This is a genomic window from Planctomycetaceae bacterium (assembly GCA_039680605.1).
GTDB lineage: Bacteria > Planctomycetota > Phycisphaerae > SM23-33 > SM23-33 > JAJFUU01.
Genome location: JBDKTA010000025.1, coordinates 103162 through 117546 on the forward strand (window position 1 = coordinate 103162; position 14385 = coordinate 117546).

General features: G+C 63.7%; 12 protein-coding genes. 4 read left to right on the forward strand and 8 right to left on the reverse strand.

What is annotated here, in order from left to right:
- The 3 genes from ABFD92_08095 to ABFD92_08105 are packed head-to-tail and all read left to right on the forward strand — an operon-like array spanning position 1 to position 3564.
- A complete protein-coding gene (locus ABFD92_08095) occupies positions 1-984 on the forward strand; it encodes a radical SAM/SPASM domain-containing protein (protein ID MEN6504484.1) in 984 nt (327 codons plus the stop codon).
- On the forward strand, positions 981-2045 hold the full coding sequence (locus tag ABFD92_08100; protein ID MEN6504485.1) for a radical SAM protein: 1065 nt from the start codon (positions 981-983) through the stop codon (positions 2043-2045). The genes ABFD92_08095 and ABFD92_08100 overlap by 4 nt, the downstream gene beginning before the upstream one ends.
- Positions 2026-3564 (forward strand): radical SAM/SPASM domain-containing protein, encoded by a 1539-nt coding sequence (locus ABFD92_08105; GenBank protein ID MEN6504486.1) that lies wholly within the window; start codon positions 2026-2028, stop codon positions 3562-3564. Before ABFD92_08100 ends, ABFD92_08105 begins: the two co-directional genes overlap by 20 nt.
- 12 nt (positions 3565-3576) lie before the next feature.
- Here the strand turns inward: ABFD92_08105 and ABFD92_08110 are convergent, their stop codons facing one another.
- From ABFD92_08110 to ABFD92_08140, 7 genes are all read right to left on the reverse strand, one after another.
- Complete coding sequence (locus ABFD92_08110) at positions 3577-4860, reverse strand: hypothetical protein (protein ID MEN6504487.1); 1284 nt, start codon at positions 4858-4860, stop codon at positions 3577-3579.
- A gap of 130 nt (positions 4861-4990) precedes the next feature.
- On the reverse strand, positions 4991-5758 hold the full coding sequence (gene xth, locus ABFD92_08115; GenBank protein MEN6504488.1) for an exodeoxyribonuclease III: 768 nt from the start codon (positions 5756-5758) through the stop codon (positions 4991-4993).
- Complete coding sequence (locus tag ABFD92_08120) at positions 5755-6156, reverse strand: PIN domain-containing protein (protein MEN6504489.1); 402 nt, start codon at positions 6154-6156, stop codon at positions 5755-5757. The genes xth and ABFD92_08120 overlap by 4 nt, the downstream gene beginning before the upstream one ends.
- Complete coding sequence (locus tag ABFD92_08125) at positions 6153-6401, reverse strand: CopG family transcriptional regulator (protein ID MEN6504490.1); 249 nt, start codon at positions 6399-6401, stop codon at positions 6153-6155. The genes ABFD92_08120 and ABFD92_08125 overlap by 4 nt, the downstream gene beginning before the upstream one ends.
- A gap of 38 nt (positions 6402-6439) precedes the next feature.
- A complete protein-coding gene (locus tag ABFD92_08130; GenBank protein ID MEN6504491.1) occupies positions 6440-8836 on the reverse strand; it encodes a glycoside hydrolase family 95 protein in 2397 nt (798 codons plus the stop codon).
- An 87-nt stretch (positions 8837-8923) separates the two neighbouring features.
- On the reverse strand, positions 8924-10411 hold the full coding sequence (locus ABFD92_08135; GenBank protein ID MEN6504492.1) for an AAA family ATPase: 1488 nt from the start codon (positions 10409-10411) through the stop codon (positions 8924-8926).
- Positions 10412-10424: 13 nt separating this feature from the next.
- On the reverse strand, positions 10425-10835 hold the full coding sequence (locus ABFD92_08140; GenBank protein ID MEN6504493.1) for a hypothetical protein: 411 nt from the start codon (positions 10833-10835) through the stop codon (positions 10425-10427).
- A 410-nt stretch (positions 10836-11245) separates the two neighbouring features.
- Between ABFD92_08140 and ABFD92_08145 the strand changes: the two genes are divergently transcribed.
- Positions 11246-13054: an Hsp70 family protein gene (locus ABFD92_08145; protein MEN6504494.1), complete on the forward strand. Its 1809-nt coding sequence runs from the start codon at positions 11246-11248 to the stop codon at positions 13052-13054.
- Between the two features lie 96 nt (positions 13055-13150).
- Here the strand turns inward: ABFD92_08145 and ABFD92_08150 are convergent, their stop codons facing one another.
- Complete coding sequence (locus tag ABFD92_08150; GenBank protein MEN6504495.1) at positions 13151-13915, reverse strand: DUF4272 domain-containing protein; 765 nt, start codon at positions 13913-13915, stop codon at positions 13151-13153.
- Positions 13916-14385 lie beyond the last annotated feature (470 nt).

Sequence of the window (14385 nt, forward strand, 5' to 3'; positions counted from 1 at the left end):
ATGGGAATCCACGATTTAAGCTCCAGCGAAAAGACGGCCGCTCGCCGCCAGTACCAGCAGCCGGACTTTCCGTTCGTCTGCGGCATCTCCCTGGGCGAGTACCCGTGCAACCGCCGCTGCCGCATGTGCCCGATGTACACGGCTCCGCCCAAGGTCGAGCGTTACATCACCGACGAGATCCTCGAACAGGCCTGCCGGCAGGTCGGACAGCGGAAGGTCAATCTCGAACTGTCCGCCTACGGCGAAACGTTCATGCACCCTCGGGCCGACGAGTATCTCTTCACCGCCCGGCGGATGTGCCCCAACGCCCAGATCGTCGTGGCCACCAACGGCGCCCTGCTGACGCGCGAGCGATGCGAGAAGATCGTCGACAGCGGGATCGACCACCTGTCCTTCTCGCTCGACGCCGGGTCGGCCGAAAGCTACCAGTGGCTGACCGGCACGAGCGACTATGACGACGTCTGCCGCAACCTCGAGACGCTCGCGGCCGTCCGCGACCAGCGCGGGGGCAAACACCTTCGGATCACCACGCACATCATCGGCATCAAGGAGCTCGCCCACGAGTTCGAGGCCTTCGAGGCCCGCTGGAAAGGTATCGTCGACTCGGCGGTGGTGCGTCCTTACGGCAACTGGGCGGGGATGGTCAACGACAACGGCGTGACGCCGGCGCAGAAGCAGGAGATCCCGGCCGAGCGGTATCCCTGCGCGTGGCTGTGGTACGCCACGAAGATCGAGCCTAACGGCGACGTCTCGAAATGTTTCGTCCACATCACGGGCGACCTTCACCCCGTGGGCAATATCATGCAGGAACCCCTCGAGTCGATCTGGCGCGGCGAAAAGATGAACCGCCTGCGGGAACTCCACATGACCAACCGCTGCGGCGAGCTGGACCTGTGTCCCGACTGCATCGTCTGGTCGCTGTTTCCCAAGTTCTGGAAGCAGCGCAAGCGCCTGGGGCTCTTTAAAACCGGAGAGTGGAAATGAGCGTGGCAGGAAGACTCAAGCGATTGGTGGCCTCTGCCCTGGGACGCAAGACTCCCCCCGCCGTCGAGGCCTCCGCCGACGCGCCCAGGGTCGCGCCGCCCTTCCCCCACTACATCTGCATGGAGCTGACCAACGCCTGCAATCTCCGCTGCATCCAGTGCATCTACCAGGGCGGCAAGGGCGACCACTACCGCGGGCAGATCGGCTACATGGACGTCGACCTGGCCCGGCGGGTGCTCGACCAGCTCCAGCCGACGCGCTGCGGCGTCATGCTCAACGGCGACGGCGAGGCGCTGCTGCATCCCAAGTTCCAGGTCATCGCTCGCCATGCGGTGAGCCTGGGGCTCTCCAGCGTGTACTTCAACACCAACGGCACGCTGCTGTCGCGCGAGTTCACCGACGAGTTCGTGACGTACTTCAAAGGCGCCGTCTCGATCAGCCTTGACGGTTTCAAGGAAAGCCACGACCGCATCCGGCGCGGCTCCTCCTACGACAAGGTCGTCGCCAACATCGACTACCTGCTGGCCCGGATCGGCGAAACCGGCGCGCCCATCACGCTCTCGGCGGCGTACTGCAATTATGACCAGCCCAAGGGCGAGCGCCTGGAGTTCGCCAAGTACTGGACGCAGCGCCTGGGCAGCGTCTCGGTGTGCGAGGTATACGACCAGGACTACCGGATCATCTCCGACCAGATCAACAAGCCCCAGAAGCCCGACCGCGTCCGCTGCGGCGTGCCCTGGGAGACGTTCATCGTCCGCTGGCAGGGGCCCGTCGTGCCCTGCTCGAACTGCTTCCCCCTCGGCGACGCCGGCGGCATCGTCCTGGGCGACTCGCGAACGCAGACCCTCCTGGACATCTGGAACGGCCCGGTCCTCGCCGACCTGCGCCGACGCACCGAGGCCTGGGACCTCGAAGGCACCATCTGTCAGCCGTGCGAACGATGGAACATGTACGTCACGTTGGACCCGCGCGAAGAGGAGGGTATGATGGTCACCCGGACCGGCGTGTTCAGCACGTACAAGAGAAAGGACCCCGCGCCCGATGCGCCTGGTGGCCATTGAAAATCTCGACCCCTCATCCGGCAACACGCCGGCGGAGATAGCGACGCTCTTCGGCGCTGACGCCTGGCTGACGCTGAACTGCGGCGGCACATGCACCCCCACCGGCGGCGACAAGCGCCTGCTCGCGGCCGCCGGGGCCTCACCCGCCAGCCCGCTGGACTTCTACCGCCGCCTGCTCGGCGCGCTGGACGCCCCGGCCCAGATCGTCCGCCTGCGCAACCCGGCCTATCCGCTGCACCGCCTGCTGTCGGCCGAAATGGACGAAGCGTTTGGGCCCGCACAGTACGACTATGTCCTGTCCACCGCCGCCGAGTGCGGCCTGACGGGGTACTTCGCCGAACGGTTCAATGCCGCCGCCCTCGACCGGATCAGTCACACCGCCCAGGCCGTCATGCCCGAGGGCTACTTCAACGGCATGGCGACGCAGCGATGCGGGCGGCACTGGTTCTCGCTGGATCTGCGGCGGTTTTATCTGCAGGACAATTTCGAGCGCCTGTTCGATTCGCCGCGCAGCCTGTGCGTCAACGCGATTCCCACGTGCAACTATCGCTGCGAGAAATGCCAGTACCACTCGCCGCGCGTCGGGCAGCGCCGCGACTGGCCGCCGGCGATGACTGTCGAGAAGTTCCAGCTCATGCTCGATCGCACCAAGGCGTACAAACGCCTGGCCAGCGTCTGCCCCACCATCAGCGGCGAACCGCTGCTGCATCCGCAGATCGACACCCTGGTGCGCCTGACCAAGAAAGCCGGCTACAGCTCGTCCTTCGCCACCAACGCCGCCCTGCTGGACGGCGAGATGACCGCCCGCCTGCTCGACGCCGGACTCGATGGCATTGCCTTCAGCGTCGATAGCTGCGACCCGCAGACGTACCAGGCACTTCAGCACGGCAACCTCGAAGCCGTCGAAGGCAACATCCTGCACTTCCAGCAAGAGGCCGCCAAACGCCAGCGCCCCTGCCCGATGACGATGATCTGCGTCGTCTCCAAGGCCAACGAGTCGCAGGTCGAGGCTTACCGCGATCGCTGGCTCGGCCGGGGCATTGCGGTGGTCTTCTCGGCTGAGCATGACATCGAGAACAACAATACCGCCTCGTTTGCCCATTCGCGGTGGGGCCCGTCCCAGCGGATGCCTTGCCATTCGCTCTGGCACGGTCTGTACCTCCAGAACGACGGGCGCCTCGTGACCTGCGGCGCCACGGCAGGCTCCGACGGCCTCAAGGACAACTTCTTCGAGCAGGAGCCCCAGAGCCTGTGGCGCTGCCACGCGATGGAGACCCTCCGCCGCCAGCAGTTGACCGGCCAGCGCCCAGGTTACTGCGGTATGTTCTCCTGCTGGACCGGGCTGATGAATACCTGGGCGTATGAGGACGGCCGCCTGATCAACCACACCCTGGGCACGTGGATGGAACCGCTCCCCCCGCCGCTCTCGGCGCCGCAGGCAACGCTCGAGTCGGAACACCAACCCTCCCGCTCGATACTACGCCGAGCCCTGCGCTCGCTGCGCCGCCGCCTGGGGTAAAGCCGTTCTGGGCTAGTGATCAACGCCCAGGACGCCAAGCACTTCAAAGGCGCCTTGCCCGCCCATAACAGGATCCGTCTCAGACATCATGGCCCAATAGTCCAGCGGGCCCGGCGCCAGGAAAAGCAGGTACTTGCGACCTTCAACGATCTGGCCGGCCGGGGCAGTCGGGGCAGACGTGCGGAATGAGATGGATTTCAGAGAGGTATTACCGCGAAGAACCCGCTGGATATCAAAGGCGTTGTTGATCGGCATAGCCAGACTTCCGTCGGGTCCGGAAATGCACGGGCCGTTGTAGTGCTTTCCCGTGCCGACGGCGATCACCGTCGCTCGCTCAATCATCTCGGGCGGGACTTTCTGACCCCCGCGCAGAACCTCCGACAGTGCCTGCGTCAGCGGCAGACCCCACTGCTTATCATCGCGGCCGCCGCCGAACATCGCCGCTCGCGGTATCAGCAGCGATGCGTTGTCGTCGCCGAGGGATTCGCCGCGAAAGACCGCCATCGTCTCCACGGGTACCGCCTCGTCGTCGCGGCCCCGGCGGTCCAATATCTTCCACCAGAACAGCTTGCCCAGCGTCTGGTCGACGCTCACGTGGATTGGCACGTAATGCCCCGTCTGGTCGTCTTTGATGGACCCCTTGAGCTGGCCGGTGACTTCGGAATCGCCGCCGGGGGTTTTGGTTTTGACCTGCTCCAGCCGCGCCGCCCCGATGGCCGTTGTCACGCCGTCGGGCGCGGCCGCGCCGGCATCGACCGCCCCCAAGGCCGCATTGAGCAGCGCCGGGACATCAAGAGACGTCTCGATATTCTCCGTCAGAACAAACACGCCCAGCCCTCGCCACTGTCGAAGGCCTTTCGCCCGGCGCGACGGTTCTCCATACTCGCGCGGCACATAGCTTGACGGCATCAGCCAGATGTCGATCCGCGGACTCTCTTTCCAGCTAAAGCTCTGGTAGTTCCGATCCAACTTCCGCACGGCCATGAACAACACGCCCGGATGGGCCGACAGACCGGCTGGGCACATCGGGGCGTCAGTCAGCGCGTAGGGGATAAACCACCCCTGCGACAGTCGCTGGGCCAGGGCGATCAGGAACTGCTGCGACCATCCCTGCGTCACCGAGAGCTTGGCCGGAATCGTCGGCGGTGCGGGCTGCGCCGCCTGCGTCGCCGTGGCGGGTTGAGACGCGGGAGACGAGGCCGGCGCGTGGCGCCCGCGACAACCGCCCCCGCTCAGGATGAACACTGACATGCAGATGGCGAAGATACGGTTGATGCTCGGCGCGTATGGATTCATGAGCAACATTATGCTGGACGGGAACCCGTCGAGCAAGTCGAAGCACCGCCTCGTTAGCGGTCGAGAACCATACGTCTCGCTGCAAAACGCGCGGGGCAAGCCCCGCCGCTAACAGGAAACGCCATGGCTGCTACTCGAACGTCACGATCACCGGCGCGTGGTCCGAGGGGCTCTTGCCTTTGCGCTCGTTGCGGTCAACCTCGGCGGCAGTGGTCTTGTCGGCCAGCGGTCGCGTCGCCAGCACGTGGTCGATCCGCAGCCCGTTGTTCTTCGGGAATGACAGCAGTTGATAGTCCCACCAGGAATAGATGCCGCCCTCAGGGTGCATCTTGGCAAAGACATCCACCAAGCCCCAGTCGGCGATCTCCTGCAGGGCCGCCCGCGCGGTCGGATGGCAGAGCACGCTGGAGGCCCAGAGTTCCGGGTTGGCGACGTCCTGGTCGTCGACGGCCACGTTCAAGTCGCCGCAGAGCACCAGCGGCTGATCGGGCTGGTAGCATTGCTCCAGATGCGTCCGCAGGCGGTGCATCCACTGGAGCTTATACTGGTACTTCTCCGAGCCGACGAACGACCCGTTGGGAAAGTACGCGCTGATGATACGCACGCCGTCGATCGTGGCCGCGATCAGCCGCGAGTCCGGGTCCGGCACGGCGTCGCAAAGCCCGCGCGACACATCGGCCGGTTCGCCGCGGCTGAGGATCGCCACTCCGTTGTAAGCCTTCTGCCCGTATACGGCGCAGCGGTACCCCATCGCCTCGACCGCCGCCGCGGGAAAGATATCGTCAGTGACCTTGAGTTCCTGCAGACACACCACGTCCGGCCGGTGCCGCTCCAGCAGCGCCGCCAGCCTCTCCATCCGCACGCGAATCGAATTGACGTTCCAGGTGATGAGCTTCATTCGGGGACACAGGAAAAACCCTGCTCGGCAAAGTGGCTATCGAAAGTGAATACCTGACGAATGCCCATGCGTCTCATGATGTGGAAGCTGACACAGTCGACGAGGCTCAGATCCCTTCGGCCCGCTGCCAACAGCGCTTCGGCTGCCGCTTCGTGGTCGGCCGAATTGCTCCATTCCACTGAAAGAATGGGATAGAACAATTCATGCAGCGAACGGGCTGCCGCAATTCCAAAACGAGCCTGTACCAATGCAAACGTTTCTGTAAGGACGCAACTGGGGACAACCAAGATCGCATCGCCATCGAGCAATTCCTGCCAAGCCGCTCTTGCAGCAGCGTGATTGATGTCCTTGGGGTTGAGCATTGCCAGGAAAGCAGAGGTGTCAATGAGGCAGATCACGAACCGAAATCCTCAGCCAGATACTTGTCGTGGTTGACAGAAAGATCTGTGATTTCACACTCAAAGCGGCCCAGCGCATCCACTGTCCGCTGCTTGAGTTCCTGTCGTGAAACGCGGGGCCTGCTGCGCAAAAACTGTTCCATGCCTTCTCGGACGAGTTCGGACAATGAAACCCCTTTGGCCTTAGCTTCCTCACGAATCCTCGTAGACTGCTCTTCGCTAAACTGTATTTGCGTTCTAATCATCGTGACACCATAACATCACTTTCTACATTATGGTAGCATCATCGGCTGCTTTTGACAAAGAAAATAGCCAGTCTTGCCATTTTTCCCGCTATCAACCCTATCTCTCGGTATCCTGCTCCATGTTCGCTCTTACAGGTTTCAGCCCCAGCACACTGGATTCTAGCCGCCGCGGCAGGCAGCTTGAGCGTGATCTGCTGGCTGGTGCGGCTGGTGATTCTTGCATCCAGGCGGCCGGCGGGGATATCCCACTCGATGTCCAACGTGATCCCGCCGCGGCAGGCGATGCCTTGGGCCGAGCCCTTCGTCCACTTCTTCGGCAGCGCCGGCAGGAGCTTCACCCAGCCCGGGGCGGAGAAGACCAGCATCTCCAGCACCGCGGCGGTCAGGCCGAAGTTCGCGTCGATCTGGAAGCAGCGGTCGCCGCCGAACCAGCCCAGCGTCAGCCCCTGCGCTCGCCAGTCGTTGTGGTACGTGTACAGGTTGGGGCCCACGCACGAGCGCGTCAGCAACTCCAGGCACTCCAGCGCCCGGTCGCCCTCGCCCAGCCGCGCATAGATGTTGGCCATGTGCGACAGCGACCAGCCCGTCTGACTCGTCAGGCCCACCACCAGCCGCTTCTCAACCGCGACGCGGCACGCCTCGAACAGCTCTCCCGCCGTCTCAGGCGTGACCTCGCGGCCGGGAAACAGCGGATAGATATGCGACTGATGGCGATGGTGGTAGTTGTCCGGCAGAGCGTCGTGGATCCACTCGCGGATCGCCCCGTCGGCGTTGACCTGGTACGCCGGCAGCTTCGCCAGCAGAGCCCGCCACCGCCCCGCCGCTTCGCGCTCGATGCCGAGCGTATCGCACGCTGCGCACAGGTTCGTCAGCAACTCGCGGGCGACGGCCACGTCCATCGTCGCGTTGATCGTCACCAGCCCTGCTTCGTCGCGCTGAGGGCGGTTCTCCGGTGACAGCGACGGGGCGAACACGGCCCGGCCGTCCGGGCTTTCAAAGAGGAAGTCCTCGTAGAACAGGGCGGCCTCTTTCATGAACGGGATTGCACGGGCTCGCAGAAACTCCTTGTCGCCGGTGAAGAGGTAGTAGTCGTAGAAGAGCTGCGCCAGCCAGCCCGCCGCGGCGGTCCAGTTGCACCAGACGCCCGGGCCGATGAGCCCGTGCGTCGTCTGCGAGATGGGGATATAGATGCCGCGGCAGCCATAGAGGTTGCGGGCGTTGACGCGGTAGTCTTCAACCATCGACTCGTAGTAATCGAAGAACGGCAACGCCGCCTCGGCGAGGTTGCCCGGCAGGGCCTGCCAGTAGTTCATCTGGACGTTTTCGTCGTTGTGATAATCGCTGCGCCACGGCGGCTGATAGAACCCGTTCCAGATTCCCTGCAGGTTCGCCGGCCAGGCGCCCCCCGCCGAGCTGGACACCAGCAGGTGCCGCCCGTAATCGAACATCCGCTGGATCAGCGCCGTCGGCACGTCGCCGTTGTACGCGTCGATCAACAACCGCTCGTTCACGGCCTCGCTGTCGCCGGCGCCAAGATCGAGCTGCATGCGGTTGAACAGTTCGTCATGGGCCGCCACGTGCTTGCGCCGCAAGGCGGGGTACGTCCCCGCAAGTGCGGCCACTTCGTCCGCCAGGCGAGCCAGCGCCGACGCAGGCTCTTCCCACACGAACAGCTTGAGCAGCACGACGATGCTGTCGGCCCCGGTCACCTGCACGCCCTGGCCGGTGGAGACGCTCCGCCCGCCGGCGGCAAAAACTCGCGCCAGGCCGCCGAACTTCGAGCCGTCGCTGTACGCGCCGATAACCGACAACGTGTCGCTGGTTTCACGCGAGTCGAACGTGAGATTCGGATCGCACCCGGCCGCCGCGTCGGCCTTGGGGATGGCGGCCGCATCGTGCGGCGCCAGGGCCAACCGCACCGTCAACCGCCCGCGGCGCGAGGCGCTGATGCGCATGGCGACAACGTCCTGCCCGCGGCAGACGAAGACCTCGCGGCGATAGTTCACTCCGGCGTCGGTCCACTCGACAGCCGCAATCCCGCTGCGAAAGTCAACGCTGCGGCGGTAATCGCTGAAGGGCCCGCCCGTCTGCGTGTGCATGCACAGGTCGAATGCCGGCTGATAGCAGCCCGGGCGCTGCATCGGATAGCCCGCCTCGCGAAGCGTTCTTTCGAGAAAGCCCTCAGCCTCTTTGTACCGCCCTGCCGCCAGCAGCGCCCGCAGGTCGGGCAGCTTGCCCGAGACGTCCGGCAGAACCGGCTTGGGCAGCGGCACCCATAGCGCCTCGTGATTGAGCATCACGACGTCGTGAACGATGTTCCCGTACAACGTCGCGCCGATGCGCCCGTTGCCGACCGGACAGCCGTCGCGCCAATCGGTCGCCGGCTGATACATCGACATGCCGCAAGCTCGCTCGCGTGATTTCGCCTTGGCCATCGCAACTCCAGTGCAGCGTTCCTGCCGCCCCATGGCGACCGATGTGCTTTATATATCGGCCGACCGAAAAGTTACGGTCAGGAATCGTCAATCTGCCGGTACGCATCGGCCGACCGCCCAATCGCGCAGGGCCTGGACTTTTTCCCGCATCGTCACCGACAACGGCGGCGAGGTGCGGATCGCATCGGCGACGTGCCGGTCGGCCAGCTCCTGCTTTGCGGCGTATGCATCGTGCAGGCCGCTGATGACGGCCGACTCGATCTCCGCCCCGCTGAAGCCCTCGCTGGCCGCGGCAAGGGCGTCCAGGTCGAACAGCGAGGCGTCGCGTTTGCGTTTGCCCAGGTGAATGCGGAAGATCTGCTTGCGCACATCGAGCGTCGGAAGGTCGACAAAGAATATCTCGTCGAAACGCCCCTTGCGAAGCAACTCCGGCGGCAACGCCTCGATGTCGTTGGCCGTGGCGATCAGGAACACCGGCGCCGTGTGTTCCTGCATCCATGTCAGAAGCGTCCCGAACATCCGCTTGCTCAGCCCGCCGTCGGAGCTTTGCGAGGCCGCCGACGCGAAGGCCTTCTCGATCTCGTCGATCCACAGAACGATCGGGGCCATCATGTCGGCCTGCTTGAGCGCGTCGCGGAGGCGTCGCTCGGATTCTCCGATGTACTTGTCGTACAGCGCCCCGGCGTCCATGCGGAGCAGCGGACGTTTCCACGCCGTCGCGACGGCCTTGGCCGCCAGCGATTTGCCCGCCCCTTGCACGCCGAGCATGAGCAGCCCGCGCGGGGCAGGCAGACCGAAGGTGACCGCTTCGTCAGAGAGCGAATCCTCGCGCTGCGCCAGCCATTTCTTCAGCCGCCCCAGGCCGCCGACCTCGCTCAGGTCCGTCGGTGATTCGACGTATTCCAGCAGCGTCCCATCGCCCAGGGCACGACGCTTTCCGGCCAGAATCCGGTTGATGTCCTGGGCGTTGAACCGCCGGTCGTCGGCCAGCACCTCGACGATGATCTGCGCCGCCTGGCGTCGCGTCAGCCCGCGCAGGTTGCGAATGATCGTGCTGAGATCTTTGCCGGTCAGCTTGACGCTGATCCGCTGCTCGTCGTTCATCTGTCGCACGGTGCGACGGATCAGTTCCTTGATTTCCTTTTCATCCGGCAGCGACAGTTCCATCTTCGTGCATGCGCTGGCAACCACCGCCGGCACGTCGTCACAGGCGTCAATCAGCACAAGCGTCGAGTTGAGCCCGGGCATTTTCTGCGCTGCCTCGCGGAACATGCGACGCGTCCGTTCGTCCTTCAGATGTCCCGCCAGGTCCAGAAACACGAAGAGGCCTTTGAGGTCCCCGCGGGTGATCCGGCATAGCGCTGCCGCCGGGTGTTCGGTGTCGGCCTGAACCGTGCCGTCTTCGATCATCCCGTCCCTCAAGCCCGTGCCGATCGACCATAGCCAGACGTCGCGGCCGCGGTTCATCGCCACGTCACGCACAATGGACAGGGCGTACTGCTCTTCATCTGTGAGCATCCTGATGCCGGGATGGCGGCAGGTCAGGAGGTACCCAAATTGCTCGCGGTCGTTCATCTAAATGCCTCGCTCAGTTGATGCTAACCTGCCCATTGTCTCGGTTGGCCTCTCGATAGGCCATGGCGTACTCCATGTGGTAGCAGAAGACTTCCAGAATATTGCCGTCTCTAAAAGCCTGTTTGCCGCTGCGGATGAGCTTGACAGGAAGGTGGGAGAAAGGAATGCCCATCGAGGCAGCCAGTCTGCGCTTGGCAGTTCGGATGTAGATGACGGCAGCGACAGCCATCAAGGCGGCGCCCGGCAGGACGAACAGCAAGCTATCAGCAGGCAATAGAGCCGCAACAGTTGCCAGATAGAAGTGAAGAGCCATCAGCGCAGCGATAATGAGTACCGACAGGATCGCCAGCTTGGTCCTGCTCTTGGCCGCTCGTTGGTGAAAGTCATGGCATCGCAAGCAGATGGGCCAGCCCTGTATCGTCACGATTGATCCGATTCCAGGCAGCAGCAGCTCTCTTGAGAGTTGGAGCGACCGGCTGGCTTCGGGCGCCAAGCAGTGGGGACAGAGGTCGGGGAAGACGGGTGTCGTGAAGTCTCTATGCCGGATCCTGCATTTTGCCATGGCTGATCACCAGCCCCCGGTTTTGGTCAAGAGGGGGCGACCCAAGGCCGTCTCGATCTTGTTGATGAATATTGACCCACGCGGCCTGCCGGTATTCTCACTGCGGTGCCTTGCCTCGGCAAGGACCTGCTCGCCATTATTGTCGCGAAAGCGATCCTTCGTCGTCGTCCTCGTCCTCGTCGTCGGTTTTGGCTTTATCCAAGCTGCAACCACATCGTTGCATTGAGCCACATCCGCAACGTATATTACCGGCTCACGGCAGAGGAGCAACTATGGAAACGCATGGGACTGTGGTCGGGATCGACCTGGGGACGACGTTTTCGGCCATCGCTTATCTCAATCAGGCGGGTATTCCGATCACGGTGCCTAATGCCGAGGGGCAGTTGACGACGCCGTCGGCGATTTTGTTCGACACCGAAGGTGGGCTGGTCGTCGGGCAGGAGGCCAAGCGCGCCAGCCTGATCTACCCCGACCGCGTGGCGATCTGGATCAAGCGCGACATGGGCGAGAAGCTCTACCGCCAGCAGATCGCCGGGCGGTGGCTGAGCCCCTCGGCGCTGTCGGGCATCATTCTCAAGAAGATGCGCAAAGACGCCGAGCTGCGGATCGGACCCATCAGCGGGGCCGTGGTGACCGTGCCGGCGTATTTTGACGAAGCCCGCCGCCAGGCCACCGTCGACGCCGGTGCCATCGCCGGGCTCAAGGTGCTGGACATCATCAACGAGCCCACCAGCGCGGCGTTGGCGTGGGGCTTTCGCAACTTCATCGAGCGCGGCGGCAGCGCCCGCGACGTGGCGGGCATTCGCCACAGCACGCACGACCAGGGCGTCTCGCTGGTCTACGACCTCGGCGGCGGCACGTTCGACGTGACGGTCATCAAGTCCGAGGGCGAAACGCTGCGCGTGCTGGCAACCGACGGCGACGTGCAGCTCGGCGGCAAGGACTGGGACGATGTGATCGTCGACTACGTCAGCGAACAGTTCATCGACAAGTACGGCAGCGACCCGCGCCAGGACCCCCAGAGCCACCAGGACCTCCAGCTTGCCTCCGAAGACGCCAAGCACGCCCTCTCGCGCCTGATGCGAACGCAGATGGCCGTCAACCACGCCGGCAACCGACTGATGGTCGAGCTCACCCGCGAGCGGTTCGACGAGATCACCTCCGGGCTGCTCTTCCGCACGTCGCGGCGCGTCGACCGCGTGCTCGAACAGGCCGAGCTGGACTGGAGCGGCATCGACCGTATCCTGCTGGTGGGCGGGTCCACCCGCATGCCGCAGGTCGTCAAGATGCTCCGCGAGAAGAGCGGGCAGGAGCCCGACCATTCGCTGGCTGCCGACGAGGTCGTCGCACACGGCGCCGCTATCCACGCCGCCATCCTGCAGATCAGCGGCGCCAAGGGGCTCGAAACCACCGTCACGCTGCCCGAAGACGGCGACGAAGGCAAGAGCGGCTCCGGCGAGACCATGGTCGGCCGCCACATCGTGCTGCCGGATATCGGCGTCGAGGCCGACGGCAGCGCCGACACCGCCGAGCTGCCCGCCATCCCGCGCGGGGCCGACGAGGCCGAGATCGCCCAGCACGCCCTGCGCTACGAGCTCAAAGCCGCCGGCGGCGGCGACTACGAACCGCAGATCGCCGAGGCCCTGCAGGGCATCAAGACCATCAACGTCAGTTCGCACACCCTGGGCGTGGTAGCCACCTCGCCCCGCAGCGGCCGCAAGATCCGCAGCGTGCTCATTCCGCACAACACGGAGTTGCCCGTCAGCGCGAGCAAGACGTACGGCACCGTCAGCGACAATCAGTCGGTGGTGCGCGTGCGGGTGATCGAGGGCGAGAGCGACGACCCCGAGGCCTGCATCCACATCGGCGAGTGCGTCGTCAGCCCCCTGCCCCACGGCCTGCGAAAGGGCTCACCGATTACGGTGACGTTCACGTACGACAACAGCGGCCGCCTGCACGTGCAGGCCCGCGACGACACGTCAGGCGTGATGGCCAACACCACGATCGTCCGCCCCGGCGCCATGACCAGCCAGCAGATCGACCGAGCCCAAAGCGCCCTCGACGCCCTGGCGATGATTTAAGTAGCACGGGCGTCCCGCCCGTGAGTAGCATGGGCGTCTCGCCCATGGTCCTGACATTGCGCGTCGCCGTATTGCCTTTGGGGGACGAATCTCCAATCAGGTTTCTGTTGGAGTCTCATCCCAGCGATTACCGGGCGCGCGGCCGCACAACCAGTTCAAGGCGTAATGTCTTTCAGAGATGATGGAACGGGCGATGAAGTACTCTTCCTGTGGCAGTGCTCTGAACGGTTTTCCAAGGAACAGAAAATCGTCCTCCTTGATCTCGGAAAGATCGCCATTTTCGTGCGCCTGCTTGGCTGTGAACCTGACGATGTCATCAAAGGTGTGAAATCCCGCAGCCCTAAGTTTTTCATCTGCAGGAAGACGTTGGCCTTCTTCGATCAACTGCCGAGTCCTTACGCGCCAATGCCATAGCTCGATTAAATCCCGTTTCTTGTCTACCTCCGCCTGCTCCATCAGTTGCGGGGGCTTATCCTGCGGGATGTTCTTGAAGATATCAGGCGACAGTTCCTCATCGATTTTCGGCCAATCGTGCCAGTTCAGAGCCCACATCATGATGCCCGCGCATTCCATTCGCCAACTTGCCGCAAGCCGCTCATACGATTCTATTCGCGACCCGAAAGACTCAAGGAACTTCTTTTCTCGGGGGCTTGCCGCTTTCCAGATATCCCCACTCTTCATCTCGGAGATCGTCTCCTGGGCTCGCTGCCTGCAGGACTCATCAAACTGGTGGCAATCATCGCCCGACCACCGGCTGAAAAGCTCCTTCAGTACGTCTTCGGGCGGCGTCGAGAAAGAATGACGAACTAAATACCCCAGAATACGCAACCTCGTCACAACATCTTCTTTTGCAGGCCGCATAGTTTGTCCTTCATCAGAGTCAATAGCCCAGGCGTTTCCGCACAACTCGTTTATAGGCTCGAAAGTTCACGGCCACAAGAACAATCGCAACGGTCAGGGCCACCAGGTCTTTTCGCCCCAGTAGAGCCCTCGCAGGCGCATGTCGCATACGGGAGTTGTCGGCCGTCGGGTCGCAGTTGAGCTTGGGCAAGTCGCAGTAGCCGTCGGCGAAGTACCGGCGTCTCGTCCCCGATACGGCCCTGGCATCCCGCCCTCGCTGCCCGTGCACTAGAGAAAACAACCGCGCGGAGCAAGCTCCGCCGCTAACGTATAGGAGCATCCCCCAGACGCTATCGGTAATTCCTTCGCAACGAGCCCGCGGAACTGGTACACTCTAACCTGTTCTGATAGTCGGTCCAAGGCTCAACGCATCCGGCAGCCGCAAAGTGCCGGACCAGATCGACCACTCTTACGCCGGCCATGTAACTGGC